The sequence below is a fragment of the Enterococcus sp. JNUCC 77 genome, assembly GCF_054819945.1.
Genome location: NZ_JBTHIG010000001.1, coordinates 537548 through 562437, shown reverse-complemented (window position 1 = coordinate 562437; position 24890 = coordinate 537548). Strand labels below are relative to the sequence as shown.

The window sequence follows — 24890 nt, the reverse complement described above, 5'->3', positions numbered from 1 at the left end:
TGTATTAAGTAAAGGAGCTCAAAACTTATGGAAAAGAAAAGCGTTTATTTTATTGAAGAAACTCAAAAAATTGAAGGTTCTTACATTGAGATTGATACTCTAGGAATTTATGATAATCAAAATCAAGCAGAAGAAGCTTACGAAAATATGATAAAAGAACCAAAAAAATCTAGTGGGATCGTTTTAAACGAATATGTGATTCAAGCAGAAGATAATTTTTTCAAACGATTATTAAATTCTTGGAAAAAATTACCAGCCGAATTTTATCGCAAAATGACAATCTTGACCTTCCGTCCCTTAGCAGAATTTCAAGCCTAAAATAAAAGTGCCAGCAAAAAGTCTAACAGGACCTTTTTGCTGGCACTTTTTTAAATCAAGTTCAATAAAAAAATTGCTGCCAAACCTGTCAATACAGATATGGCCATCGAACGGCTTTTATAAGCAACCACAGCTACAATTAACATGGCAATAATTTTTACATTCCCAATCAGATCGATTGCATTATCAGTCAAAAAAACATCTTTAAAGACCAACGCGGCAAATAATGAAATCGGTACAAATTTCATCCATTCACTGAACCATTCCGGCACTTTATGCTTGGCAAAATACATCATTGGAAACAATCTTGGTAAATAAGATGCACCAAACAAACAAATGATAACTAGCAATAAATAATTACTCATAAAGAGGCTCCTTGCTGTTTTGTGGTTTTTCTTTTATGCTGACGTTCCAACAAATATCCCGCCAATGAAGCCAGTAAAGTAGCTACAATTAAACCAAATGTATTTTGAAAAAGCAGCATCAATAAAACAGATAATACACCCGATAGTAAGCCGGAAAAAAGCAATAGGCGATCCTTCAATTGCATCATAAACATAAAAATAAACATTGCTGTCAAAGCAAAATGGACCAATTCTGTATTGATATGGATGACCGAACCAAAAATCGTTCCTGCTACCGTACTGATTGTCCAAGCACTCAATGATAGCCAATTAACTGATAGCGCTTTTTTATAATTCCAGTTGGAATCCGTCGAATATTTTAAATAATTTACTGCATAATTTTCATCGTTCATCGATTGGGCAAACAAACCAATTCTTCCCCGCGACTCATCTTTAAAAAATTGTGATAAACTCGCCCCCAATAAGGCATAGCGCAACTCCAAGAAGAAAACCATCAAAACTGTCGTTGCCAATGATGCATGAACGGCTAACATTGAAACAACTAAAAATTGGGCGCCGCCAGAAAAAACTAAGATCGATATTAATGCTGTTAAGAAAACGTTAAAACCAACTTTTTGTAAAAGCATTCCGCACGCTAAACCAACAGGAATATAGCTTAAACAAAGGGGTGCTGCCGCGGATAACGTTTCTATCCAGACTGGCCTTTTAGGCATGGTGCTTCTTTCCCTTCACAGTTCACATGATAAAAAACATGTTTATTCTAACACAACTGGGTAAAAAAGATAGTTGCAACTTCATTTCTGTTGCTATAAATGAGAAATTTCAAGATAGAAATGCTGATAAAATGGAAATTATTTTTCAAGAAACTTTTCTTTGTGCTAAGATAAGACAGAAAAGAGATGATTTTTATGAAAAGCTTCCATGAAAATCCTTCAGTAGGACTGATGCTGACTTTTATTGGCGGCATGTTGGATAGCTATACTTATTTACGATACCAAGCTTTTGCTTCCGCTCAGACTGGTAATTTAGTCTTAGCCATTATTCAAGGATTTGACGGTCAATGGGCGTCCGTTGGTAAAAAGCTATTGTCGACTTTGTGTTTTTTTCTAGGAATCTTTTTGGCAAAATATTTAATTGACCTTGCCAATCAGAAAAAATGGTTCTTTTGGCGTTTAGGCGTGTTGTACTACGAAGCTGTAATTTTTCTTTTGTTAACGACACAATTTTTTCAACCGTTGCATACAATTGTGATTATGCTGATTGCTTTCACTGCAGCTATTCAATGGATTAGCTTTGACAAAATCAATGGCTTAACTTATACCAATTTGTTTACCACGGGTAATTTAAAAGGGATGGCCACCAATTTTTACGACTACCTTAAAAATCATGACCCGCTTGCTAAAAAAGGTTTTTTTCATTTTTCCAGTGTAGTTACCGCCTTTATTAGTGGTGTCGTTGTCGCGGTTTTTTGTTATCATTTGATTGGATACCAAACTACTTTTATCATTGCACTATGCTTTTTGGCATTAGCTTTAAGTCAAACTTTCTTCATTTGGAAATTTACCCGTGGAGCTAATTTATTCCATAAAAAAACAGGAAACGGCTAAAAACCGTTTCCTGTTTATTTTTGTTGTCGGTGAAAACTAGCTTTGATTTCAATAAATTCTTGAAACAATTGAAAAAGCTGAAATAGTTGGGCTCGATTTTCAAATGCTTCCCGACTATCTGGTAAATCCTTTTGCCGATATTTTTGGTTTGTTTCGGCAATTTTTTCTTGAATCGCCTTACCATCATTATCTTCAGCCAAAGTTTCACTAGTAAAGTTTAACAACTCCTGCAATTCGTGAGCCTCTTCTTCAGTCGCTGACAAATCTTGTAAAATAGTCAACATATTATTTAAAATACGTAACTGTAAACGCCGCATCGCAAAATATTCGAAATAATAATGATTGGCCCCTACAAAACGATTCTCTTCAAATTGGCGGGCATTATTTTGCGCTTCTTTAATAAAATCTGCTAAAGATTGGCACATTTGAAACAGCATGGCTTCTTTTGACGACTGATTCAAATAAGTCGCCATCTCTTGCAAAAGATCCCTCATAATGACTTCCACGACTAACTGATCTTCTTGAATTCTTTTTTCTGTATCAGGCATGTACAAATTAACGGCTAACGCACAGCCAACACCAATAATCATCAACAAATATTCATTGGCAATGGCCGGCCAGCTAAAGCGACCATCACTGAGAAAATGAGTGATCAAAACGGAACTGACAGCAATTCCTTCACTTAATTTAAATTTGACTGAAAAAGGAATAAAAATCAGCAAATACAAACCAAAAGCAATCGCGTGAAAACCTAATATAGAAAAACAAATCAATGCTACCGCTAAGGCCAAAGTCAGCGATAAAACTCTCCCTATGGCTGTTTTTGCGGTAGAGCGTTTCGTATTGGTGACGCTCAAAACAGTAATAATCGCCGCCGAGGTCGGATAAGCTAAACCAATCGCTTCAGCAATTAACAATGCAATTGCGGCACCAATGGCAGTTTTTATTGTTCTTAACCCTATTTTCATTTCAATCTCCTTAATTTATTCTCTAAAAAAAGACTACACCATAATGATGTAGTCTGAAAAGGATTATTTTATCTTTCTTGGTTTAAAGCTTTTTGACCTGCAACATTTAGTAAGTTCCAACGCATATCAAATTCTGGTTGGAAGAAGAAATCAGCATAAGCCAATTGTTCAATCGTGAAACCAGTTTGAATAGCGATCGACATAGCATTGATGTTTGCTGTCAAATCTTGTTTAGATAAAATTTGTGCGCCGACGATTTTTAAAGTTTCTGGATCGTAAGCTAATTTAAACAATACACGTTCTTTCATTTTTTCTGGTACGAAATCCATCAAAGTATCTTGTTCTACTAAGACAGATTTGATTTCAATCCCTAATTTACCAGCAGTTGCATCATTTAAACCGGTTGAAGCAAATTTATAATCAAAAACACGTAAGGCAGAAGAACCTTGAACCCCTGGGAATGGTTTTGTCGGTGCCATTAAGTTTTTCACAGCATAGCGACCTTGACGACTTGCATTAGTTGCAAGAGAAACATTCATCTCAATTTGTCCTGGATTATATTGGATTAAAGTGGCATCACCGACTGCAAATACATCTGGTGCACTAGTTTGCATGAATTTGTCTGTTTTAATCATACCATTTGGTAATAATTCAACAGCGCCTTCTAACCATTTTGTATTTGGTCGAACACCGGCAGACATAACAACTAAGTCAGCTGAATATTCACCTTGATCAGTGATTGCTTTTTTGACTTTACCATCAACGCCCTCAAAAGCTTGCACTCGTTCGCCAGTGGCAAACCGAATATTATTTGCTTCCATCGTTTCTTGCAATACATCCGTCAATTCTTTATCCAAATAAACGCCTAATGGACGACCAATCACATCGATCACCGTTACTTTTTTACCAGCCACAGCAAAACTTTCTGCCGCTTCGATACCGATATAACCGCTACCGATAATCACCACATTTTCAATCTCTGGATCAACAGCTAACATTCTTAAATCAATCGTGTCTTGACGACCCCGCATAGTTTTAATGTTTGCCAAATCATTACCAGGAACTGGTACGATAAATGGATTTGCTCCAGGACTTAAAATTAATTTGTCATAACTTTCGACGCGGTTTTCACCAGTCACATGGTTCAATACTTCTACCTGATGTTTGTCAGGTTCTACTTTTGTAATTTCAGTGTTATCAAAGACGTGGACCCCACGTTCTCTCATCTTTTCTGGTGTCATATAGCGAATTGAATTCACATCTTTTACGACCCCTTCAAGATACATTTGCGTGCCTCAACCCATGAATGAGATGAAGTCACCTTTTTCATACCACTGAATCTCTGCATCAGGATGCATCAGCAATAGTTCTTCTACAGCTTCATATCCACCATGAGAAGAGCCTAAAACGATAGCTTTCATGAAAAATCCCTCCTATTTCTTTTTATCTTACCCTTCCATCTTACTTTATAATCATTCAAAACTGTAGGAAAATGCTTAATTTTTTATTTTATCTCATTTTTTTCTGTTATTAGAATGAAAAATACCAATTTCTATGATGGTTTATGTAAGTAAAATCATGTAATAGCTATGTTTTAGATTTATTCGACGATGGATGAAGAAATGAGAAGCTAAATTTCGCTAGAAAAAATAGATTTTTATATTTATCTGCTTTAGACTTATTTTTGGGTTTTCAATCAAAAAATGCTATTCTTATTGAGAATCAAATGACATTTAGGAGGAAGAAAATGGAAAGCTGGCTTTTTCTTGGCTTAATCGTAGCAATTGCTTTCTTTGCTAAAAATCAGAGTTTGCTAATTGCTGTTTTGGCTGTTTGTCTATTAAAAATCTTGCCTAACGCCGATAAAATATTAACCACCTTGAATCAAAAGGGGATTAATTGGGGCGTTACTTTAATTTCTGCAACTATTTTAGTACCAATCGCAACAGGCGATATTGCTTTTCGTGATTTATTTAATACTTTGAAATCACCTTTAGGCTGGGTAGCAACTTTATGTGGTATTTTAGTCGCTATTTTATCTGCTCGTGGTGTAAATTTAATTGCCCAATCACCCGAAGTAACGGTAGCTTTAGTCTTTGGAACGATTGTCGGGGTCGTCTTTTTAAAAGGTGTCGCTGCTGGTCCTGTAATCGCAGCGGGGATTACGTATATGATTATGCAGGCTGTTCAACTATTTGTAGCAAAATAAAAAAATTCTGACGCATATTGCGTCAGAATTTTTTTATTTAAAATCTTTTGCCGCCAAAAATGGTGCATAGCTTTCGGCCGCTTGAACACCCTCTAATATGGCTGCTCGCACTGCTCTCACTGTTAGAATTGACACAGCTTCAAAGCTTGCGGGAATTTCGTTAGCTGCCAAGATAAACATTGTATCGCCATCGTAAGTAGTATGGGCTGGTCGAACTGCTCGAGCAATCCCATTATGACTTAAATCCGCTAATTTATTGGCTTTATTTTTTGGCATCATGGCATTGGTCATAACACAACCAATCACTGTATTACCAGAATATAGATCTGAATCTGTTAGATATTTTTCCAAAAGAATTTCTTCTGCATGACCCATCGTTGTTCCCCGGCGAGTACCAGCGATAAATTGATTTTTTTCTTCATCATAAATATCTCCAACAGCATTGACTGCAATAACTGCTGTCACAAATAATTCTCCGTAAGTTAGTGTATAAATTCCAATACCGCCTTTCATGGCATTTTCTGATCCATTAATCGTACCAACTGTCGCGCCAGTTCCCGCACCAAAATTCCCTGATTGAAAAATTTCTTCGGAAAACGCCGCTTCACAAGCTAGACGGCCCGCCTCTGAATCTGGTCGCACCTCACTATTGGCAATTTTTAAATCAAATAAACTTGCGCCGCTGACATTAGGAACCACTGTGACACCAACATCACGACCAATTTTTTTCTTTTCCAAAAAGCCAACAACACCATCACTAGCTGACAAGCCAAAGCCGCTACCACCTGATAAAGTCACTGCATGAAGAAATTTCCGATTGTTTTCTGATTTCAAAGCGTCAGTATCACGAGTATTGGGAGAACCTCCACGAACATAAACACCGCCCGTTGCACCATTTTCCGCAACAATTACGGTACAACCAGTCATATTTGTTTGGTCAGTATAATGACCAATTTTAAAAAATTTTTGCCATGGTTCCACTTTTTTCCCTCCTTGTAGCTTTAAATTCGATTAATGACTTCATCAACATTTTTAATCATTACCGAAATTGTGCCATCTGGTTGATTCACAAATTCGATTAAATCCGGATTACGATAAACTTCTAAGGGTACAATCAATTCGATTCCGTTGGAAAGCTTTAATTTTTGCTTGCCGTATTTTTTTTCTGTAATCGCTTTGGCTTCTTTCACTAAAGAAACTGAGCTCTCCACACCTTTTTCAGCAACTTCAGCTTCAAAAGCCATTTGGGCAGAGATATTTTCTTTGAAAACCTTTTGGGAAACTTCTTTAGGATTGATTTGACCAGTTTCTTCCACCTGCTCATAAATGGCTTCTTTGACATCTGCCACTAAATCATGTTTAGGATTTTCAAATTTACTGCCGATTTTTTCAGCTGCTCGTTTGATAACTTTAACATTTTCCTCCAATGAAGGAACCGGCACACTCTCAATCACTTTAGTCGAAAAATAGAATTGTTTTTCACCAGAAAAGACATATTTCTTTTCAATTAATTCATAGTTTAATTTTGCTAAGTTAACAGTGATGGCTTCATCAGCTTTTTGCGTCTTGTTTGATAACAAAGCTTGATGTAAAATCAATTCATTCTTCATACCTGTTTCGTCTGCCTCAACTAAATGAGTATAACCCTGATTGTAATTAATTTTTAGCAAAGCCAAATACATTTCAGTATCTTCTTCATATAAAGCCAATAAAATATCACAACTCGGTGCTTCTTCACTTTCTTTATATGCGTCATACCACAACTGCAATAATTTTTCACTGTTAGCAACAAAATGATCCGCTGTCTCTTTGGCAATCATAGCAAATCTAGAATCCTCAGCTAAAACCCCAGTTTTTGTTTGTGGCGATGAAATTTTTAAGATTTTCCTAGTTAAATAATCTCGTACATATTCCTTACTCAAATCTAGTTCTTGTTGACTAATTAGTGGATCACCACTGCTACGGTCAACGATATGTAAAATTGCTTTCTTTAAATAAATATCCACAAGTCTGCTCCCCTTCAATTAAAAAGACAGCAGTTGGTCCGCTGTCTCTTTAATATCATATACTTGATTTAATTTATTGTAAAACTAATTTCCCGTCCGTCATACGATAAATTTTATCACTCCATTGGGTCATTCTTTCATCATGGGTGACCATCACGATGGCTTTTTTCCGTTCATGGGCTTCTTTAGCTAATAATTTCACCACATCAAAAGCATGATCAGAATCTAAGCTGGCAGTCGGTTCATCAGCCAAAATCAAACTGGGATCATTAAACAATGAACGGGCAATCGCGACACGTTGCCGTTCGCCACCAGATAAGGCTTTAGGATATTGGTTGCGTAAATCCCAAATATCTAATGATTTTAGGAGTTCTTCCAATTTTGCTTGTTTGTTTTCATGTTCAATTTTTTCGACTAACTGAAATTGTTCTTGTACTTTTAAAAAAGGAATTAAATTGGAAGCTTGTAAAATAAAGCCAATTTCTTTAAAACGGGCTTTAGCTCGTTCTTTTTCTTTCAAATCAGTAAAATCAAAATTGTTAATCGTAATATTTCCACTAGTCGGGCTTTGCAGACCGCCAGCAATGGTTAGAAAAGTGGTTTTCCCTGAACCAGAAGGCCCGATAACACTGACAAATTCTCCAGCTTCCACCGAGAAATCAATTCCTTTTAAAGCTGTGACCTCAGTATGTCCTTGACCAAATTTTTTTACAATATCTTTCATAACTAATATTTCTTCCATTTTATTCTCCTCCAATGGCGGTTATTGGATCAACTTTTGTCACGGTTCTAACTGAAAATAAACCGCCCAACATTGCTACAATGACTAATATCACACTATAAATTCCCCACTGCATCCAATTGACTGTAAAAGGCATCGCAGCTGGTAAGACTAAACTCGTCAGTCCACTTAAAACAATCGCTACTACTACACCAAAGACACCGACAATTAAGGCTTGAGCTAAAATCGAACGAACCAAATATTTAGTCCCAATTCCTTGCGCCTTCATCACACCAAAAATCGCTGTTTTTTGTAGAGTCATAACATACATGAAAATTCCGATAATGGCAGCAACAACTACAAATAAGAAGTAAATCATCGTATTTAAAGTTAAACTTTCAGCTGAAAAACCAGGTAAATTCTCGATAAAAGTCGCCAAGCTTAGTTTTTGCAATTTGGTAGCACCATTCACTTGTTGTAAACTGCTTTTTCCTTTAACCGCGATTAAATTAATCGGCTTAGTTGCATCACTAGCAAATGGTTGATTGCCATATTTTAAATTTGTAAAAGCATTTAAATTCATATAAACAACTGGAACAACTGAGTAAGTAGTCGCTTTACTTATCCCAACAATTTTAAAAGTTTGACTGCTGCCAATGTTTATTTGATCACCGATTTTATAACCATCATCAGCTAAATTTTGGGAAATGATAATTTGATTATCTTGTTGATATTTTTTTCCTTTAATTACATCTGGGACTACAAAACTATTTTTTTCCGCAGCAAAGATTGAAATATTTGTTTTTTTGCTACTGCCCTTTTCTTCAATCGCACCAGAGGTCATTCCCACCGCAGCTTTTTGATCGGCTGTGACCCGTTCCAAATCCCCTTGAGTTAATTGGGAAGCGCTGGCGATTTTGTTACTGTCTTCTGATAAAATAATTGAAGTAGCATCCCAATCGACAATCGCTTTTTTGTGGCCATCAGCTAAACCATTCGCTAAGCCTGACAACATAAAAACCACGTAGCCCACCAAAATCATAATGCCAATAATTAAACTAAAGCGCAGTTTTGAATAGCGCATTTCTTTCCAAGCTAAAAACATAAATTTCCCTCCATTTTTAAAATGACAATTTGTCACTCGTGTTTCAAAAAAATATTTTTCTTTGATTACTTGTGCATGTTACACGCTTAGTAACAATTTGTCACCAATTCTGCCTCATCATTTTTTTCATATGTTATAATGTTTTTGACAAAGCAAAACGAGGTGAAAATAATGCCCAAATCAACATTTAAAAATTTGCCAACAGAGCGACAGGAATACATTCGAGGAATTTTATTGGATATTTTTTATGCCAAACCTTTAGGCCAAGTAAAAGTCAGCGAAATTGTCTCAGCATTAAATATGTCACGGGGAATCTTTTATAAGTATTTTGAAGATTTGAATGAAGCATATGATTATTTAATCCATTATTATGCCGGGATTGTCCATGGCGAAATTATCGGTTATATTACCCACCAAAAAAGTGACTATTTTAAAGGAATTGAAAACTTTCTATTGTCTTATATCGATTTAGAAGAAACAGAGCCAAAATATCGACAATTGGCTCTATTAACGCAAAATAGCTACTTGTTTTCTTATCGAAGTCCAATGGCTCACGGCATGGATGCTTGGACAGCTATCTTACAAGAAAATCATTTTAATATTCAAAGTGAAGCAGAAAGTGTCAGCTTTTTATATTTTTCAATGAAGCTAGTCATCGATTCTTTAACCGATATGCTAGCAAATGATTGGAGCAAAGAAGAACTGATTCATGATTATCGTTTTAAAGCCCGCTGGCTAACAGAAGGTTTACAACAAAAAAATTCCTTGAAATGATTTTATTCATCTCAAGGAATTTTTTTCCTGTTAATAGTTGCCGCTTTTTTCAGCTGCTTGTTTTTGAACCAATTGAATAAATTCCGCTTTCGACATTTCTTCTACATCATTATTGGCATGTCCATGGCGACGTACAGCAAATTTATCACCTGAAACCTCTTTATCACCGATAACTAAACTGTAAGGAATTTTCTTCATTTCCGCATCACGGATTTTCTTACCAAGTTTTTCATTCCGAACATCTATATCTACCCGAATACCTAATTCTTTAAATTCAGTATATAGTTTTTCAACATATTCCTGATGGGCTTCAGAAACAGAAATTAATTCCACTTGTTTTGGTGCTAACCAAACTGGGAAGGCACCGGCAAAATGTTCAATCAAGATTCCTAGGTAACGATCCAATGAACCAAATACTGCTCGGTGAATCATTACTGGACGAGCTTTTTCGTTGTTTTCATCCACGTAATTCAAATCGAATTTTTCTGGCATTTGGAAATCCAATTGGACAGTTGCACATTGATGACTACGATTTAAGGCATCTTTGATATGAATATCAATCTTCGGACCATAAAATGCGCCATCGCCTTCATTAATTGTATATTTATAGTCTAAATCACTTAGTACTTTTCCTAGAGACGCTTCCGCTTCATTCCATAGTTCAATGTCACCCATGAAATCATCTGGACGAGTTGAAAGTTCTACCGCATATTCAAAGCCAAAGATTTTATAAACTTCATCAATAATTTTTAAAGCTAACGCAATTTCTTGTTCGATTTGATCACGACGAACAAAGATATGGGCATCATCTTGACAGAAAGTCCGAACCCGTAATAGTCCATTTAAAGCCCCGCTAAATTCATGACGGTGAACTTGACCAAATTCTGACATCCGAATTGGCAAATCACGATAAGATTTCGCACTATTTTTGAAAATTAAACAGTGTCCTGGGCAGTTCATTGGTTTCAAAGCGTAATCTTGATCATCTACTTTTGTAAAGTACATATTGTCTTTATAATGATCCCAGTGACCTGATTGTTCCCATAACCGTTGATTCATAATCAATGGTGTTTTCACTTCACGATAATCATATTTGGCTTGCAATTCTCGCAAGAAACGTTCAAGTTCGTTACGAATAATTTGACCATTTTCTAAATAAAATGGCATCCCTGGCGCTTCTTCTGAAAACATGAATAATTCTAATTCTTTTCCTAATTTTTGGTGGCTACGTTTTTCAGACTCATCTAGAAATACCAAATAATCCTCTAATGGTTGCGCATCAGCATAGACTGCAGCTGAGATTCTTTGCAACATTTCATTGTCTGCATTGCCTTGCCAATAAGCCCCAGAAACTTTTACTAAAGCAAAGTTTTTAGCCGCTTGTAAGTTTAAAGCCAATGGTTTTAAACTAAATATCACTACGCCTGCTAAGTCATAAACAAATACCGGAATATCATCGGCAAATTTTGCTAAATAAAATAATTGAAACTCATTATCTTTGAAGACTTCACGAGCTTCAGCGGCACTCATTTGATTGCTTTCAATTTTTCGATCACTTTTAATGATTTTTTTCATTTCTACTTCAATATCTTTTAAAGCCAAAACACTTAATGGTTGGGCTAAACGCATATCTAGATAAAAACCATTTTCCACTAATTCTTCTGGTGCAAATTGTACTTCAGGATATAGATTTTTAACTGCCCGGGCTAAGATTAAACTACTTAAACGACGAATCGCAGCCTCGCCTTCAGGACTATTTTTTTGATAAAAAGCCACTTCACTATTTTCAACGACTGGCTGAGCTAAGTCTACCAACTCACCATCGATGCTTCCAACAATTGCTTTTGCTTTTTGTTCACGATTTATCTCCATCAAGGTAGTATCATTCACCACCATTTGTTTTTTTCCATCTTGAAAGACGATTTCGATTTCTTTGTTTGACATACTACTCAACTCCAATCTGTTATTTGGTTTAAATTTATAAAAAAATACGCCCCTTTAAAAGTAAAAGGGACGTAGTTTCACACGTGTTACCACCCAAATTCCCAAAAATAAAAATTTCTGGCTCATGGTGATGTGTTAACGAACATCAAGCGGGATTTTTTAAACCCGATTCAAAGGGAGTAAGTTAAAAAATATGTTAGAAGCTTCCAGCCTTGGCTTCTTTCTCTTGCAACAGGGAATACTTTAACTCATGACCTTTTTCAACCATATCAATATAAACAAAAAACGCCCCTTAAAATATAAGGGACGTGACTAAACGTGTTACCACCCAAGTTTTCAAAGAAAAAAATTTCTTTGACTCTTGCAATACGTAGCGAGTATCAATCGGATAGTTTTCTATCAGCTCAAAGGGAGTAATCTTATTTATTCCAGAAGAAGCTTTCAGCCTTGGCTTCTCTCTCTTAGCAGTAAATAAAATAAAATCATGACCTTTTTCTTAGCAGGTTTATTTTATAAGTAAAGAATAGCCTTAAAAAAATTGAATGTCAACCACTCTTTTGAGAAATTTTTCCGTTTAATTTTTAAAAGAATGAATCGGTGCTGGAATTCTACCGCCTCGCATCACAAAATCTGCTGAACTATTTTGATTGGTTTTAATGACTGGAGCTCGTCCTAGAAGACCGCCAAATTCAACCATGTCACCAATTTTTTTGCCTTTCGCAGGAATAATTCTGACTGCTGTCGTTTTGTGATTAATGACACCAATAGCCGATTCATCAGCAATCATCGCTGCAATACTTTCAGCCGGTGTATCGCCAGCAATCGCAATCATATCTAATCCGACTGAACAAATTGCCGTCATAGCTTCTAGTTTTTCAATCGTCAAAGCACCTTTATTGACCGCGTCTATCATTCCAGCATCTTCAGAAACAGGAATAAATGCGCCTGACAAACCACCGACATGATTACAAGCCATCACGCCACCTTTTTTGACTGCATCATTTAATAAAGCTAACGCCGCAGTAGTTCCATGAGTCCCGACTGTTTCTAGACCCATTTCTTCTAAGACATGAGCAACAGAATCGCCAACAGCTGGTGTAGGCGCTAGAGATAAATCAACAATTCCAAAGGGAACATTTAATCTTTCGGAAGCTACTTTTCCAACTAATTGACCCATACGGGTAATTTTAAAGGCTGTCTGTTTAATGGTTTCAGCAACGACATCAAAAGATTCTCCTTTGACTTTTTCCAGTGCGCGTTTAACCACTCCAGGTCCACTGACACCAACATTAATGACACAGTCGGCCTCACCAACACCATGAAATGCACCAGCCATAAAAGGATTGTCCTCCACCGCATTGGCAAAAACAACCAATTTAGCACAGCCTAAATCAGATAATGCTGCCGTTTCTTTAATGATTTCACCCATTTGTCTCACAGCATCCATATTAATCCCAGCTTTTGTTGAACCAACATTGACCGAGCCACAAACAAAATCAGTTTCTGCTAACGCTTGAGGAATGGAACGAATTAAAATATCATCCCCATGTTGATAACCTTTTTCTACTAATGCTGAAAAACCACCAATAAAATCAATTCCTAAAGTTTTCGCAGCACGATCTAAAGCATGAGCATATTTTACATAGCTCGTTTCTTGTGAAGCTGCCGCAACAATCGCAATTGGCGTCACTGAGACCCGTTTATTAATAATCGGAATACCATATTCCGCTTCGATTGCCTCACCGACTTTAACCAAATCTTTCGCCTTAGTGACAATTTTTTGGTAGATTTTTTCGCAAGCTTTATCTCCATCACTGTCGATACAATCCAAAAGAGAAATCCCCATGGTAATTGTTCGAATATCAAGATTTTCTTCTTCAATCATACGAATTGTTTCTAATATTTGATTAGTTTCCAAAGTTCTTCCTCCTTATAATTTATGCATCGTGTCAAAAATTTCTTGGTTTTGAACACTAATTTTAACTCCTAAAGCTTTGCCTAATTCCCGTAACGTTTTAGCAGTTGTTTCAAAATCTTGTGCTGCATCTTTTAATTCCAACAACATCATCATGGTAAAATAATCTCCCATGATTGTTTGCGAAACATCTAAAATGTTTACATTTAATTCAGATAATTTTTGACTTACACCCGCAATGATACCCACTTTGTCTTTACCGATTACTGTTAAAACTGCTTGCATTGTCTTCACTCCTCTAAAAATGTTGTGAACAGTATAACATAAAGATTGCACTCAGATGAAAATAAGATGAAATTTTTCATATTATTTTTTTTGAGAGATTTCGCTAGCTAGATTATTCCATTTTATTTACACTAATTAAAAAGGAGTGATTCGATGGAATTATTTGAACAAATGATTCAGCATACTTCTGTGCGGAATTTTCTTACAAAAGAAATCCCAGAGGCTGTAAAAGAAAAATTAGTGACTGCAGCTAAAAGTCCCAGCAGTTCACATTTTATTCAAGCTTATTCATTAATTGAGGTTAAAGATCCAGAAAAGTTGGTGGCAATTGAAAATATTTCAAACGCTCGAGGCTATACAGATACCGGTGCATATTATGTTTTTGTGGCAGATTTAAATAAACATGCCCAAGTTTTAAATCAAGCCAAGCAAGATTTAACACCCTTAAGAACCATTGAATCTCTCGTAGTAGCAATTGTTGATGCCACCATCGCCGCCCAAACCATGGCAACTTATGCGGAATCAATTGATTTAGGTATTTGTTACATCGGTGGCTTACGTAATGATTTATTTCGGATCAAAGAATTATTAAACCTACCCGAATTGACGTACCCGATTTTTGGTCTAACTATCGGTTATCCCGCGAAAAAAAATGAAGTGAAGCCAAGAATTCCTTTAGCAGGAACGCTTAATATCGACAGCTATCAAAAATTGACCCCAGAAACTTTGACAAAATACGATGAAATTATGGCATCTTATTATGCCAACCGCAGTTCTAATCAGCAAAATGGCAATTGGTCAGACACCATCTTGCAACATTTTCATCAAATTTTACGTCCTGATACAAGCGAGTTTTTGAAAGAACAAGGTTTTCGACTATAAAAATCAGCGTTTCCTATCAAACAGGAAACGCTGATTTTAATCTTCGGTAGGTTGTTCTTTCTGGTTATTAGGAATACTGGTAGACGCCGACCCAAGGTTGCCTAAACTAATATCAATCGAGACAGTATAATTTAGGGGTAGAAAAATATTATGAACACTCATCCCCACAACCGTTCCTTTTGGTTGATCAGAATCTACTTGTCGAATTGTATAGTTAATATTGACACCTTTAGAGTTAAACTCATCATAAAAATACTTTTGCAAATCCCCTTCTACATAAGAGCCTCTTAAATCTTTTATATAGGGTTGACCAAGAGAGTACACAGCTTCAACCCTCAAATCATTTTTAGCATTTAAAACTGTACCTGCTGGAACACTCTGTGAAACTAACTGTCCATAAGGTAAATTATCTGTATAAATTCCTCTTGCCTGAACTTGCACTCCGTCTATTGCATTTGCAGCATCTTCCATACTAAAATCAGAAAAATTTGGTATCACATAGCCTTTACCTAAAGAAACTACCACTGTCATTTCATCTTTTTTAGCAATTTTTTCATCTTTAGCCAAACTTTGAGAAATAACACTATCTACAGGTAGATCATTAGAAGTTGTTTCTTCATAAGTCATATTGATCTCATTATTTTTCGCCCAAGTTTCTACTTCATTTCTAGTTTGTCTGACAAAATTCGGTACGGAGATATCTTTTTTATAAGTTTCCTTCCCCTTAGAATAAAACACTTTTGCTGCATCCTTACGTCGATATTTCTTTTCCGAAACGTCAGAGTTTGCAATTTCAAATTTGAGAAACTTTCCCTTTTCAGTTGTATCACTATATTCTTCAATTAACGAAAGGTTCGTTGCTTTGTTTTCCTCAATCCATTTTTCAGCCAACGGCTTACTTAATTTGGAAAAATCTGGTAATTCTAATAGTTGATTAGGATTAGGGCCTTTACTAATGTTTAATCGAATAGTTGTGCCTTTCTTTACCCTTCTACCAGCTTGATTGGACTGAGACATCACTACGTTCGCTTCTTTTTTTAATGAAAATTCCTGTTTAGTAGAAACTTTCAATTTATTTTTTGTTGCCCATAAACGAGCGTCTGACAAAGATTTATCAGTAAAATCAGGCATCTTCACATGACTCATCTGATAATAAATGACAAAACAACCTATCACAGCTAATAAGGCAGCAACAATTATTCTGCGTTTTTTTCTTTTTTGCTTATCTTGATAAGTATCATCAATTTCAGTTATTTCATTTTTTGAACGTTTATTTTCTTTTTTTTCTGGCACCTTTTTTTCTTCTATTTTCTCAGATCGTTCTTCGCTTTTTTTATAATTAGGGCCATTAAAATTTGAAAGGAAATCACTCATAATGAACCAACTCACCTTGTTTTAAAAAGAAAGTTTTATCTGATTGCTGCGCGATTTCTTTCGAATGAGTTACTACGATTACGCATTTGTTATGAGTAACGGCCAAATCTTTAAAAATATTGACAATTTCTTGTTCCATTTCTTGATCTAAATTTCCAGTTGGTTCGTCAGCTAAAATAATGTCAACATTTGTTGATAAGGCTCGAGCAATTGCCACTCGTTGTTGCTCTCCACCTGAAAGTTGTGTCACTACGCGATCAGCTTTATTTTTATTGATACCAATATAATCTAGTAAATTGTAAGCAACTTCTTGATGATTTTTTGGTAAGGAATTATCTGTAATCGTCATAGCTACTAACACATTTTCCAGCGCTGTTAAATAAGGAACTAAATTGTAATTTTGGAAAATTATACTTACATCATCTCGTCGGTATTTTCCATAACCAATTGTTTGAATATCCGTTCCTTGGTATAGAATTTCACCGGATTTTGGTTCATCTAAGGCACTTATCAATGACAGAAAAGTGGTCTTACCTGATCCAGAATCACCTAAAATTGTATAAAACTGGCCTTTTTCAAAGCTAACAGAAGTATCATTTAAAATAATTCGCTTTTGGTCACCATCTTGATAAAAATAATAAATATTTTTTGCCTTTAAGATTGTCATAAATTTCTCCTCCTACATCATAATTTTCTTAGGATTTAAGCGCATTACATAAGTCAACGGCAAAATCGCTGATAATAAGACCGTTGAAATTCCTGAAATTAAAAAAGTAACGATGTAAGACAACGAAAATTTGACTTGGTAGTTATTAATTACATCTTCTGTGCTAAGACTAGCACCTAGACTTGAACTCCCAGAAATGAATAATTGATTTCCTGCAGCTTGTTGTAATTCCGTTAATGCATCACTGGCGACTAATGACTCAGAAATTAATTTACCTAACATATTTCCGGTAATTAAAGACAAACACATGGCTACCAAACTAATGAATAAAAGCTCTAAAACAACCTGTTGCATGATGTGTTTTCTACGTTCCCCTAAGGATAAATAAATGCCCCATTCATGTTTTCGATCTCTCATAAAAAGTACAACGACTAAAGAAATAATCAATAAAGAAGCAATAATCGACAATATAACTACATAACCAGAAATTGTTGAAAGTTTTTGAACACTGCCACCAACCTTATCAAACTCATCAGTTGAAGCAGTTGCTTTATAACCTTCTGGTAACAAAGCTGTCATTTCTTCTTTGAAAGCTTCAACATCATCAGGCGATTTCAAATTATAGATTGGTGTGATCTGTTGCTGGACTTCCTCATCTTTATAAGCATCAGGATCAAGTTCTTTTCCTTTTTCAATTTCTTGTTGGTTAATTGAACGTACCAATTTATTAGACATATAAATTGTATTGAACTGATCCATTTCTAAAAACTGTTGCTGGATGCCACCTTTTTTTTCATCATTTTTCTTTTTATCTAAAGTGATTGGTTCAAACAAGCCCACAATTTCTATCGAATGTTTCAGCGCTTCTTGAGATTCACTTGTCCCGTCAGCATTCTGAGAAACCATTTTTGTATCAATCACCATTTGATCTCCGATACCCAAACCATTCTCATCAGCCACTTTTTTTGAAATAACCGCTACTGCTTTACCATTTTTGATTTCATCCTTAGACACTAACCGACCTTCAACTAACTTAATTTTTTTATTTTTGAAATCAGCAGCTTCACTTCTATTACTTCCTTTCAAGTTTAAAGAAGCAATATCGCCATTTACACTGACATTATCATTTTTCATTTGATATGTTTTAAATTTATCAACAGTTAAATAACCTGAATAACTATAATCATAGTCTTTCACATACGAAGAGGATCCAATTTGTTTGATTGTTTCTTCTTTCAAAGGAGCAGGACCAGTGAACGAAGCGGTACCATCACCTTCCTCCATTAATTTATCGATGTCCATTTCTGCACTCACTGTGGCTCCTAATTGTTGTTTCATTTTCTTTTCCACATTTCCAGTTGATTGTTGAATTGCAATTGCACCGGCAATGACATTTCCTAAGACAAAAACAACAGTAAATAGAATGAAAGATTTTCCTTTTCTGCGACTGACACTATACCATGCTCGTTTCAAATAGTTCATTTTTGATCCTTTCAATCAAAGAACAACGATTTTTCATCTCCCCGATTTATCTTGGCTGCTCTTTAATAAATAATAGTTTTCCCCCATTCAAGCCCCACAATTCATCGGCAAATTTTATTGCATTATTTGACTGACTAACTATCACCAGACATTTATCATTTCTTCGACAGAAATCTGCTATTTTACGCACTATCATTTCTTCGTCTAACTCTGAAAATAATTGGCTAGGATCATCTAATAAAATCAATTTAGCTCGACTGACTAAAATTTTGGCTAAATACACCATCTGTCGTTCTTTTTTTGTTAGCTTTTTAATGTTTGTTTTTATTTTTTTATCTGTTAATCCAGCAATTTGTAAACTATTGATTAATTCATCCGTTCGATTTGGTTGCTTGCTTAAGAGCATTTCAAGTTCTAAATTCGCTAACGCACTATCATTCACCAAGTTTCCATTTTGAAAAAGACAACAAATTTTTTCTGCTCGAAAATCATCCTGATTAGTCAAACTAAGATCTTCTCCATCGACTAGAATTTTCCCTTCAGTGCAACGGACTAGTCCGGCTAGAATTGATAATAATGTCGTTTTACCTGTCTGTTTCTTTCCCAAAATAAAATAGATTCTTCCTGTCAAAAATTCGCCGTTTATTTGATCTAAAATTTTTTCTGTTGAATTTTTAGGACAATAGCTTACATTTTCTAATACGAGTTGTTTCATGATTTCATCAGCCTCCTTGATTGATAAGAATAGCTGCTATATATATAACTTAAGCGTCCTGTTAAAGCTGAAGTAATTACCATGAAACCAATTAAATAAGGGACTAGAATAATTAAGCTTCCCACAAAAAGCTCTTGAACCACAGCTGAATTAAAAATCGGTTGTTTTAATGACAGCAAAGGCAGATAATCTCGGGTAGTTTGTTGTAAGCGGCTAAACCAATCCTTTGTCACTTCAATCGTTAACAAATTGGTTAATATACACGCACTTAACCAGCAAATAATCACGATTAAAACAATCTCCAAAATATTGCTAAGGATCAAATAGCTTTGACGCAGCCCCATTAAATGTAGGCTGAATAAATCGGATTGGCGCTTTTTAAAAAAGTAATAATAAAACAAACTAAGTAAAAATAAATTCAAAATACCGCTGGCAATCACACCATTTAGCAACATTTCTTTTTGATTCAGAAATACCTCGTAGACTTGAACAAAACTCTGATCCTTATATACCCGGTAATGATTAAACGAAGAAATTTTATGGAGCTCTTTTTTTAAAGCTCCTAGTTTCTTACTAGACGTTAGCTGGATGCTTATAGTACTAAAATTATTATCTTGAGGAACATTTAAAGACTGGTTGGTTATTGGGTTAATAAAAATTGAGCTGTAAAATGCTTGTGCTGCGCTGTTTTTTTTCGGGTTAGCAATTCCAACAATTTTTAATTTTTGCCTTTGATTCGTTTCTCCAACACTTAGTTCATCAAATAATTTTAGTTGATTTTCTTCGGCAAACTGTTTAGTGACTAAACACGTTTTTACCTCTGAAGGTAGACCACCCTTGATTGACCAGTTCTGACTAAAATATTTTTTTAGTGCCTCATCAGATAAAATAGTTACTCCCATGGTAGGAAATTCAGAAGTTTCAAATAAATCAGTATCAGATACAATAGCTCCTTCTGTTTTTGTGATCTTTTCACTAGTCTGCAGTCCATCAATTTCTAAAGAAGTGTAACCAATCATATTGATTTCTTTCACATACGGAAGTGCTTTGATTGTTTGAAGATCTTCTGCCGTCAAATTTTCTACCTGCTCTTCTTTAAAACTGGGTTCTACAGTCACAACTGTTGCCGTTTGCTTTTGCATTTCGGATAAAAAATAATCAGCAACTTTATAGAGTTGCAATAAAAAACAAAACAAAAAAATTAAACAAAAAAATAGTGCAGCAATCATAGAATCATGCCATTTATTGCGCCTAAAATTCAATAACGCCTGTTTGATGATAATCATCATTTTTCCTCCTACAATAGGATAGTAGCAAATCAAATGTTAATTCTATGTTAACTCTCACTAGGGAATGTTAAATAAAAAACTGACCCTTGATTTTCTTCACTTTCTAGATAAACGAAGCCACGACATAAATTACAAACATGCATAACAACAGATAAACCAATGCCGTAACCGTCTTGTTTCAATCCCCGAACCCGATAATTATGAGAAAAAATTTCGGATTGTTTTCTCTCTGGAATACCGCAACCTTGGTCCTTGACTTTTACGATGATACTTTCTTTTAACTTTTCAACGACAACTTCGATTGGCTTACCTTGACCATACTTAATCGCATTATCAACTAAATTGGAAATAGCACGATAAATCCAACGATCCTTACCATAAATCATCGTTGCAGCTTCTTCATCAAACCTAAAATATAATTGAGGGTAATATTTTTGGTAAAGATCACACACTTCTGCACAAATTAATGCCACGTCTACCTTTTCCTCTGTTAAGTCTCCCTGATTATTTGACAGTGTTAAAATATCATCGATACTATCAGTTAAGCGGTCTAAAACCTGCAGATTCGTTTGTCCTGCACTTTCCAGTTCGATGTTATTCCTCAAAACAGCGATTGCATTTTTCTGTTCGTGAGTCAAATAGCTATTTAATCGTTTATAATCACTTAGATGACCGTCGAATTTTTGCTTTATTGTTCCAAAAGCATTAGCTACGGCTTGATCTTTTATCGTTTCGATTGATAAGTCTTCAATGAAGTTCATATCATGAGTAATTGCTAAAATTTGTTTATTATAGATTTTTCGCAAAACCGCCCACAAAAGAAAGGTCAAGAGTAAAATCACGCTACAAACCACTAAAGCAATCGATGGTAAATATTTAAAATACTCATTCATATAGATACTATCTAATCGATCACTGCTGACTGCAAATTGAGAAATATTTTGTCCTTCAGAAGCTGAAGTAATTTCAATTTTGGCATCTTGGATATTTTCTACAAAAAAATTGTCCCCTAAAGAATCAGCGACATTCATTTGTAAAATATTGGTTCGTACAAGAAAAAAACTGCTAATTAAAACAGCAGTAACTAACAACGAAAAAGTCACCATTACAACTGTCATTTTGAAATTTAGTCGCATATTTGATACCCCTTTGATCGAATATTTTTTAATAATTCTCTGTCAGCTGCATCTGCCAATTTTTTCTTCAAACGAGCCATGTGAACACGCAAAACTGATGAAGAAGGGTCGAAATCATCATCATAAACATGCTCAGCAATCTTTGCGATAGGGACAATCGCTGGATAGTTTTCAACAATGCACAATAAAATATCGTATTCTTTTGGTTTTAGTGAGATGACTTTTTGGTCATATATGACTTGGCGGCAGACTGGATTCACTACTAATTTTCCAATCGTAATTTGGGGTGTCGTTCGACCATGAAACCGACGAATAATTGCCCTTAATCTAGCATTCAATTCTAACAAGTCAAATGGTTTTACTAAATAATCATCTGCCCCAAAATCTAAACCTTTCGCCCGTTCTTGAATTTCATCTCGTGCGGTAATAATTATTATTGGTGTTTCAACTTTTGATTGCCTTAAAAAAGACAAAATCTCCAAGCCATCCTTATCTGGCAAATTTAAATCTAATAAAATTGCATCATATGAATTAACAAAAGCTTTTTCTTCCCCAGCTATTCCAGTGTATGCAAGATCGACTGAGATTTTTTCCTGCTCCAATCCAGCTTTCATGCTAGTTGACAATTCCTGATTATCTTCAATTATTAACACTCGCATAACAATATCTCCTTTTTTCTTATTCCTTTCTAAGATAGTATAAAAACTTTGGCTTTGTCTACGGCTATTTTTTGAAGAAATTATGAAGCTGAGCAAGCGTTTATTTTTTAAAATAAAAAAAGCAACCTCTCAAAAAAATAGAGAGGTTGCTTTTTTTCTACTTCACAATGACAATTTTTCCTTTAGCATGATGGCTTTCACTCATTAAATGGGCTTCTCGTATCCCAGCCGCAGTTAATGGAAATTTTGCGCCAATTACACTGCGTACTTTGCCGGCAGTCATCAAATCAGCAATTTCTTGAAGTTGTTGTCCATTGGGATTCAACCAAATACTTTTTGCCAATAAAATGTCTTGCGCCAATGATAAATCCGGTTGGCTGACGATTGAAATCAGACGTCCTGTTTGATTTAAAACTTTAAAACTTTTTTCTTGAATTTCGCCACCCATTGTATCGAAAACCAAATCAACATTCTGCAATTCTTCAGAAAAATCAGTAGTTCGATAATCAATTACTTCATCGGCGCCTAATTCTTTTAATAAATTGATGTTACTGGCACTAGCAGTTGTGATTACTTTTGCGCCAGCATTTTTCGCTAATTGAATTGCATAAGTACCCACACCACCAGCACCGGCGTGAATCAAAACAGTTTCACCAGCTTTTAGATGTCCATGAGTAAATAATGCTTGATAAGCAGTTAATCCTGCCAAAGGAACAGCTGCCGCCTCATCAAAACCAACATTTTCAGGTTTTTTAGCCAATAGATGATCGTCAACAATAACATCTTCTGCGTAAGTGCCGAAGCGAGTCGTTTCTGGTCTAGCAAAAACGGCATCACCAATTTTCCAATCGGTTACTTCACTACCAACTGCTTCGATAATTCCAGCAACGTCCCAACCTAAAATAATTGGAAATTCCCATTCAAACATTTGAGCCAAAAATCCTTCACGTAATTTCCAATCGATGGGGTTGATCGATGTGGCTTTCGTTTTAATTAAAACTTGATGTTCTTTTAAATCTGGTAAAAGGACTTTTCCTTCCACCAGTTGATCTGCATGTCCATATTGATTAATTATGATTCCTCGTGTTTCCATCAGGCATCCCTCCAGAAAAGTATTATAATATTTTTAGCAAAAAGTCGTTACGATTTTGTCTCTTTTTTATTAAAAAGACTTAAATTTCTCGTCAATTAATGCTATGCTTGCTAGAAAAAATGGAGGGATTTTATGTCATTAGAAAAAGTTCAATCATATTTTTCCGAATTTGGTCGCGAAGAAGATATTATTGTCTTAAATGAATCTTCAGCTACCGTCGCTTTAGCAGCACAGGCATTAGGAACCAAACCGGAGCAAATTGCTAAGACCTTATCTTTTAAGCGAAAGAATCAAGACCGAGTGATTTTATTGGTCACTGCTGGTGATGCAAAGATCGACAATCAAAAATTTAAAAGCATTTTTCAAGAGAAAGCTTTTATGTTAAAACCTGACGAGGTGGATACAAGAGTTGGTCATCCGGTCGGTGGTGTCTGTCCTTTTGCGGTTAATCCAGAGGTAGATATTTATTTAGATGAATCGTTGAAACGCTTTGATTATGTTTATCCTGCTTGTGGTAGTGGCAATAGCGCCATTAAGCTAACAGTTCCTGAGTTAGAAGAATATACCGATTTTCAAACTTGGATTGATGTTTGTAAAAATTGGTAAAAAAATGCGAGCTGGGAGAAAAACTCTCCCGCTCGTATTTTTTAAACTATTCCTTGTTCAATCACATGACCCTCAGTTAAATAAGCTTCTAAAACTTCTTTGATTTCTTTTTGTATGGTAGCGAAGTCATCCGCTAAAAAATGATAACCGATCACGATCGCTTCCGATGTATCTTCACCAATCATTCCCCGCGTTGAATCTGCTGTTGGACTGCCAAACGGTCCCGATTCGTCGGTTAATACCATTAAATTTTCAATATTGACTGAAGCTTTACCGATTCCTGGATAAGTTTCACCAGCTTCACCCACCGTTAAAGTAATTGGTGATTGGATTTTTGTTACATCGTAAGAACCAAAAGGGATTCTATATTTCAGTGAAAAAAAATTATTTAAATCTACTAAATCATTGATTTGATACAAGCCCTTTTGCTGGGCTACGCGACGCCACAAACTATCTGAAGACGGTCGAAAACGTGCCGGATCTTTCCCTAATGCGCGATAAACCTTTTTAGTGGCGATGATTTGCGGATCCTCTTTAATCTGACCAACGCCCCCAGTCTCTAATTGTTGAAACAGAGGATTTAATAGTTCTTGCCACAATTTTTCTTGGTGATCTTGATTTTTAAAAGAAACTAAGTGATAACTTAAAGTGACACCTAATTCCTTTAATGTTGGACTGACGATTAATTCCATAAAACACCTCTTCTTTTTAAAGGGATCTTAATAGTTTATTTTCCTATCTAAAAGTATAATAAAAAAAAGGAGGTTTTT

Annotated in this window: 26 protein-coding genes; 6 read left to right on the top strand and 20 right to left on the bottom strand. The window is 35.4% G+C overall.

Annotation, left to right across the window (positions count from 1 at the left end; all coding sequences use genetic code 11):
• Nucleotides 1-27: 27 nt before the first annotated feature.
• Nucleotides 28-318 carry a hypothetical protein gene (locus tag ACVWNY_RS02895; RefSeq protein WP_218324338.1) on the top strand — a complete coding sequence of 97 codons (291 nt, stop codon included), beginning with the start codon at nt 28-30 and terminating at the stop codon, nt 316-318.
• A 50-nt stretch (nt 319-368) separates the two neighbouring features.
• On the opposite strand, the gene ACVWNY_RS02890 is transcribed toward ACVWNY_RS02895, so the two are convergent.
• Together ACVWNY_RS02890 and ACVWNY_RS02885 are read right to left on the bottom strand one after the other, a co-directional pair.
• The gene (locus ACVWNY_RS02890) at nt 369-683 is read right to left on the bottom strand and encodes an AzlD domain-containing protein (protein ID WP_218324337.1); all 315 of its coding nucleotides are present in this window, start codon (nt 681-683) and stop codon (nt 369-371) included.
• Complete coding sequence (locus ACVWNY_RS02885; protein ID WP_218324336.1) at nt 680-1396, bottom strand: AzlC family ABC transporter permease; 717 nt, start codon at nt 1394-1396, stop codon at nt 680-682. Before ACVWNY_RS02885 ends, ACVWNY_RS02890 begins: the two co-directional genes overlap by 4 nt.
• Nucleotides 1397-1591: 195 nt before the next feature.
• Between ACVWNY_RS02885 and ACVWNY_RS02880 the strand changes: the two genes are divergently transcribed.
• Entirely contained in the window at nt 1592-2290 is a 699-nt protein-coding gene (locus ACVWNY_RS02880) for a YoaK family protein (protein ID WP_218324335.1), read from the top strand.
• Between the two features lie 14 nt (nt 2291-2304).
• Here the strand turns inward: ACVWNY_RS02880 and ACVWNY_RS02875 are convergent, their stop codons facing one another.
• Both ACVWNY_RS02875 and ACVWNY_RS02870 read right to left on the bottom strand, forming a co-directional pair.
• Nucleotides 2305-3258 (bottom strand): aromatic acid exporter family protein, encoded by a 954-nt coding sequence (locus ACVWNY_RS02875; protein WP_438718775.1) that lies wholly within the window; start codon nt 3256-3258, stop codon nt 2305-2307.
• 68 nt (nt 3259-3326) lie between these two features.
• A complete protein-coding gene (locus tag ACVWNY_RS02870; RefSeq protein ID WP_454071635.1) occupies nt 3327-4679 on the bottom strand; it encodes an FAD-dependent oxidoreductase in 1353 nt (450 codons plus the stop codon).
• A gap of 326 nt (nt 4680-5005) precedes the next feature.
• Between ACVWNY_RS02870 and ACVWNY_RS02865 the strand changes: the two genes are divergently transcribed.
• On the top strand, nt 5006-5467 hold the full coding sequence (locus tag ACVWNY_RS02865) for a DUF441 domain-containing protein (protein ID WP_218324331.1): 462 nt from the start codon (nt 5006-5008) through the stop codon (nt 5465-5467).
• 33 nt (nt 5468-5500) lie between these two features.
• On the opposite strand, the gene ACVWNY_RS02860 is transcribed toward ACVWNY_RS02865, so the two are convergent.
• The 4 genes from ACVWNY_RS02860 to ACVWNY_RS02845 all read right to left on the bottom strand — a co-directional run bounded on the left by ACVWNY_RS02860 (nt 5501) and on the right by ACVWNY_RS02845 (nt 9299).
• The gene (locus ACVWNY_RS02860; RefSeq protein WP_454071634.1) at nt 5501-6448 is read right to left on the bottom strand and encodes a P1 family peptidase; all 948 of its coding nucleotides are present in this window, start codon (nt 6446-6448) and stop codon (nt 5501-5503) included.
• Between the two features lie 20 nt (nt 6449-6468).
• Nucleotides 6469-7473 (bottom strand): nucleoid-associated protein, encoded by a 1005-nt coding sequence (locus ACVWNY_RS02855; RefSeq protein WP_438718778.1) that lies wholly within the window; start codon nt 7471-7473, stop codon nt 6469-6471.
• A gap of 73 nt (nt 7474-7546) precedes the next feature.
• A complete protein-coding gene (locus ACVWNY_RS02850; RefSeq protein WP_218324328.1) occupies nt 7547-8215 on the bottom strand; it encodes an ABC transporter ATP-binding protein in 669 nt (222 codons plus the stop codon).
• Between the two features lies 1 nt (nt 8216).
• On the bottom strand, nt 8217-9299 hold the full coding sequence (locus ACVWNY_RS02845; RefSeq protein ID WP_454071633.1) for an ABC transporter permease: 1083 nt from the start codon (nt 9297-9299) through the stop codon (nt 8217-8219).
• Nucleotides 9300-9470: 171 nt separating this feature from the next.
• On the opposite strand from ACVWNY_RS02845, the gene ACVWNY_RS02840 reads away from it, so the two are divergent.
• Nucleotides 9471-10073, top strand: coding sequence for a TetR/AcrR family transcriptional regulator (locus ACVWNY_RS02840; protein WP_454071632.1), 603 nt, complete (start codon nt 9471-9473; stop codon nt 10071-10073).
• Between the two features lie 30 nt (nt 10074-10103).
• On the opposite strand, the gene thrS is transcribed toward ACVWNY_RS02840, so the two are convergent.
• The 3 genes from thrS to ACVWNY_RS02825 form a co-directional block, all read right to left on the bottom strand.
• Complete coding sequence (thrS, locus tag ACVWNY_RS02835) at nt 10104-12017, bottom strand: threonine--tRNA ligase (protein ID WP_454071631.1); 1914 nt, start codon at nt 12015-12017, stop codon at nt 10104-10106.
• Between the two features lie 574 nt (nt 12018-12591).
• Nucleotides 12592-13935: a PFL family protein gene (locus ACVWNY_RS02830; protein ID WP_454071630.1), complete on the bottom strand. Its 1344-nt coding sequence runs from the start codon at nt 13933-13935 to the stop codon at nt 12592-12594.
• Nucleotides 13936-13947: 12 nt separating this feature from the next.
• Nucleotides 13948-14217, bottom strand: a complete 270-nt coding sequence (locus ACVWNY_RS02825; RefSeq protein ID WP_218324323.1) for an ACT domain-containing protein — start codon at nt 14215-14217, stop codon at nt 13948-13950.
• Between the two features lie 153 nt (nt 14218-14370).
• Here ACVWNY_RS02825 and ACVWNY_RS02820 point away from each other — a divergent pair, with 153 nt between their 5' ends.
• Complete coding sequence (locus ACVWNY_RS02820; RefSeq protein ID WP_454071629.1) at nt 14371-15099, top strand: NADPH-dependent oxidoreductase; 729 nt, start codon at nt 14371-14373, stop codon at nt 15097-15099.
• Between the two features lie 36 nt (nt 15100-15135).
• On the opposite strand, the gene ACVWNY_RS02815 is transcribed toward ACVWNY_RS02820, so the two are convergent.
• The 8 genes from ACVWNY_RS02815 to ACVWNY_RS02780 all read right to left on the bottom strand — a co-directional run bounded on the left by ACVWNY_RS02815 (nt 15136) and on the right by ACVWNY_RS02780 (nt 23514).
• The gene (locus tag ACVWNY_RS02815; RefSeq protein ID WP_454071628.1) at nt 15136-16392 is read right to left on the bottom strand and encodes a PASTA domain-containing protein; all 1257 of its coding nucleotides are present in this window, start codon (nt 16390-16392) and stop codon (nt 15136-15138) included.
• 73 nt (nt 16393-16465) lie between these two features.
• Entirely contained in the window at nt 16466-17140 is a 675-nt protein-coding gene (locus ACVWNY_RS02810; RefSeq protein ID WP_218324320.1) for an ABC transporter ATP-binding protein, read from the bottom strand.
• Nucleotides 17141-17152: 12 nt separating this feature from the next.
• Nucleotides 17153-18622 (bottom strand): ABC transporter permease, encoded by a 1470-nt coding sequence (locus tag ACVWNY_RS02805; protein ID WP_454071627.1) that lies wholly within the window; start codon nt 18620-18622, stop codon nt 17153-17155.
• 46 nt (nt 18623-18668) lie between these two features.
• The gene (locus ACVWNY_RS02800; protein WP_454071626.1) at nt 18669-19337 is read right to left on the bottom strand and encodes an ATP-binding cassette domain-containing protein; all 669 of its coding nucleotides are present in this window, start codon (nt 19335-19337) and stop codon (nt 18669-18671) included.
• Nucleotides 19334-20623 carry an ABC transporter permease gene (locus ACVWNY_RS02795; RefSeq protein ID WP_454071625.1) on the bottom strand — a complete coding sequence of 430 codons (1290 nt, stop codon included), beginning with the start codon at nt 20621-20623 and terminating at the stop codon, nt 19334-19336. The genes ACVWNY_RS02800 and ACVWNY_RS02795 overlap by 4 nt, the downstream gene beginning before the upstream one ends.
• 50 nt (nt 20624-20673) lie before the next feature.
• The gene (locus ACVWNY_RS02790; protein ID WP_454071624.1) at nt 20674-21762 is read right to left on the bottom strand and encodes a sensor histidine kinase; all 1089 of its coding nucleotides are present in this window, start codon (nt 21760-21762) and stop codon (nt 20674-20676) included.
• A complete protein-coding gene (locus tag ACVWNY_RS02785) occupies nt 21753-22421 on the bottom strand; it encodes a response regulator transcription factor (protein ID WP_454071623.1) in 669 nt (222 codons plus the stop codon). The genes ACVWNY_RS02790 and ACVWNY_RS02785 overlap by 10 nt, the downstream gene beginning before the upstream one ends.
• Nucleotides 22422-22578: 157 nt before the next feature.
• On the bottom strand, nt 22579-23514 hold the full coding sequence (locus ACVWNY_RS02780; protein WP_218324314.1) for an NADP-dependent oxidoreductase: 936 nt from the start codon (nt 23512-23514) through the stop codon (nt 22579-22581).
• A gap of 132 nt (nt 23515-23646) precedes the next feature.
• On the opposite strand from ACVWNY_RS02780, the gene ACVWNY_RS02775 reads away from it, so the two are divergent.
• Nucleotides 23647-24120, top strand: coding sequence for a YbaK/EbsC family protein (locus ACVWNY_RS02775; protein WP_218324313.1), 474 nt, complete (start codon nt 23647-23649; stop codon nt 24118-24120).
• A gap of 41 nt (nt 24121-24161) precedes the next feature.
• On the opposite strand, the gene ACVWNY_RS02770 is transcribed toward ACVWNY_RS02775, so the two are convergent.
• Nucleotides 24162-24812, bottom strand: coding sequence for a B3/B4 domain-containing protein (locus ACVWNY_RS02770; RefSeq protein WP_218324312.1), 651 nt, complete (start codon nt 24810-24812; stop codon nt 24162-24164).
• Between the last annotated feature and the right edge of the window lie 78 nt (nt 24813-24890).

Coding starts and splice junctions, on each gene's coding strand:
- ACVWNY_RS02810 (WP_218324320.1), bottom strand. CDS start 17,140: ATGACAATCTTAAAGGCAAAAAATATTTATTATTTTTATCAAGATGGT.
- ACVWNY_RS02845 (WP_454071633.1), bottom strand. CDS start 9,299: ATGTTTTTAGCTTGGAAAGAAATGCGCTATTCAAAACTGCGCTTTAGT.
- ACVWNY_RS02825 (WP_218324323.1), bottom strand. CDS start 14,217: ATGCAAGCAGTTTTAACAGTAATCGGTAAAGACAAAGTGGGTATCATT.
- ACVWNY_RS02865 (WP_218324331.1), top strand. CDS start 5,006: ATGGAAAGCTGGCTTTTTCTTGGCTTAATCGTAGCAATTGCTTTCTTT.
- ACVWNY_RS02800 (WP_454071626.1), bottom strand. CDS start 19,337: ATGAAACAACTCGTATTAGAAAATGTAAGCTATTGTCCTAAAAATTCA.
- ACVWNY_RS02820 (WP_454071629.1), top strand. CDS start 14,371: ATGGAATTATTTGAACAAATGATTCAGCATACTTCTGTGCGGAATTTT.
- thrS (WP_454071631.1), bottom strand. CDS start 12,017: ATGTCAAACAAAGAAATCGAAATCGTCTTTCAAGATGGAAAAAAACAA.
- ACVWNY_RS02780 (WP_218324314.1), bottom strand. CDS start 23,514: ATGGAAACACGAGGAATCATAATTAATCAATATGGACATGCAGATCAA.
- ACVWNY_RS02895 (WP_218324338.1), top strand. CDS start 28: ATGGAAAAGAAAAGCGTTTATTTTATTGAAGAAACTCAAAAAATTGAA.
- ACVWNY_RS02770 (WP_218324312.1), bottom strand. CDS start 24,812: ATGGAATTAATCGTCAGTCCAACATTAAAGGAATTAGGTGTCACTTTA.
- ACVWNY_RS02880 (WP_218324335.1), top strand. CDS start 1,592: ATGAAAAGCTTCCATGAAAATCCTTCAGTAGGACTGATGCTGACTTTT.
- ACVWNY_RS02890 (WP_218324337.1), bottom strand. CDS start 683: ATGAGTAATTATTTATTGCTAGTTATCATTTGTTTGTTTGGTGCATCT.
- ACVWNY_RS02805 (WP_454071627.1), bottom strand. CDS start 18,622: ATGAACTATTTGAAACGAGCATGGTATAGTGTCAGTCGCAGAAAAGGA.
- ACVWNY_RS02840 (WP_454071632.1), top strand. CDS start 9,471: ATGCCCAAATCAACATTTAAAAATTTGCCAACAGAGCGACAGGAATAC.
- ACVWNY_RS02850 (WP_218324328.1), bottom strand. CDS start 8,215: ATGGAAGAAATATTAGTTATGAAAGATATTGTAAAAAAATTTGGTCAA.
- ACVWNY_RS02875 (WP_438718775.1), bottom strand. CDS start 3,258: ATGAAAATAGGGTTAAGAACAATAAAAACTGCCATTGGTGCCGCAATT.
- ACVWNY_RS02785 (WP_454071623.1), bottom strand. CDS start 22,421: ATGCGAGTGTTAATAATTGAAGATAATCAGGAATTGTCAACTAGCATG.
- ACVWNY_RS02885 (WP_218324336.1), bottom strand. CDS start 1,396: ATGCCTAAAAGGCCAGTCTGGATAGAAACGTTATCCGCGGCAGCACCC.
- ACVWNY_RS02790 (WP_454071624.1), bottom strand. CDS start 21,762: ATGCGACTAAATTTCAAAATGACAGTTGTAATGGTGACTTTTTCGTTG.
- ACVWNY_RS02775 (WP_218324313.1), top strand. CDS start 23,647: ATGTCATTAGAAAAAGTTCAATCATATTTTTCCGAATTTGGTCGCGAA.
- ACVWNY_RS02795 (WP_454071625.1), bottom strand. CDS start 20,623: ATGATTATCATCAAACAGGCGTTATTGAATTTTAGGCGCAATAAATGG.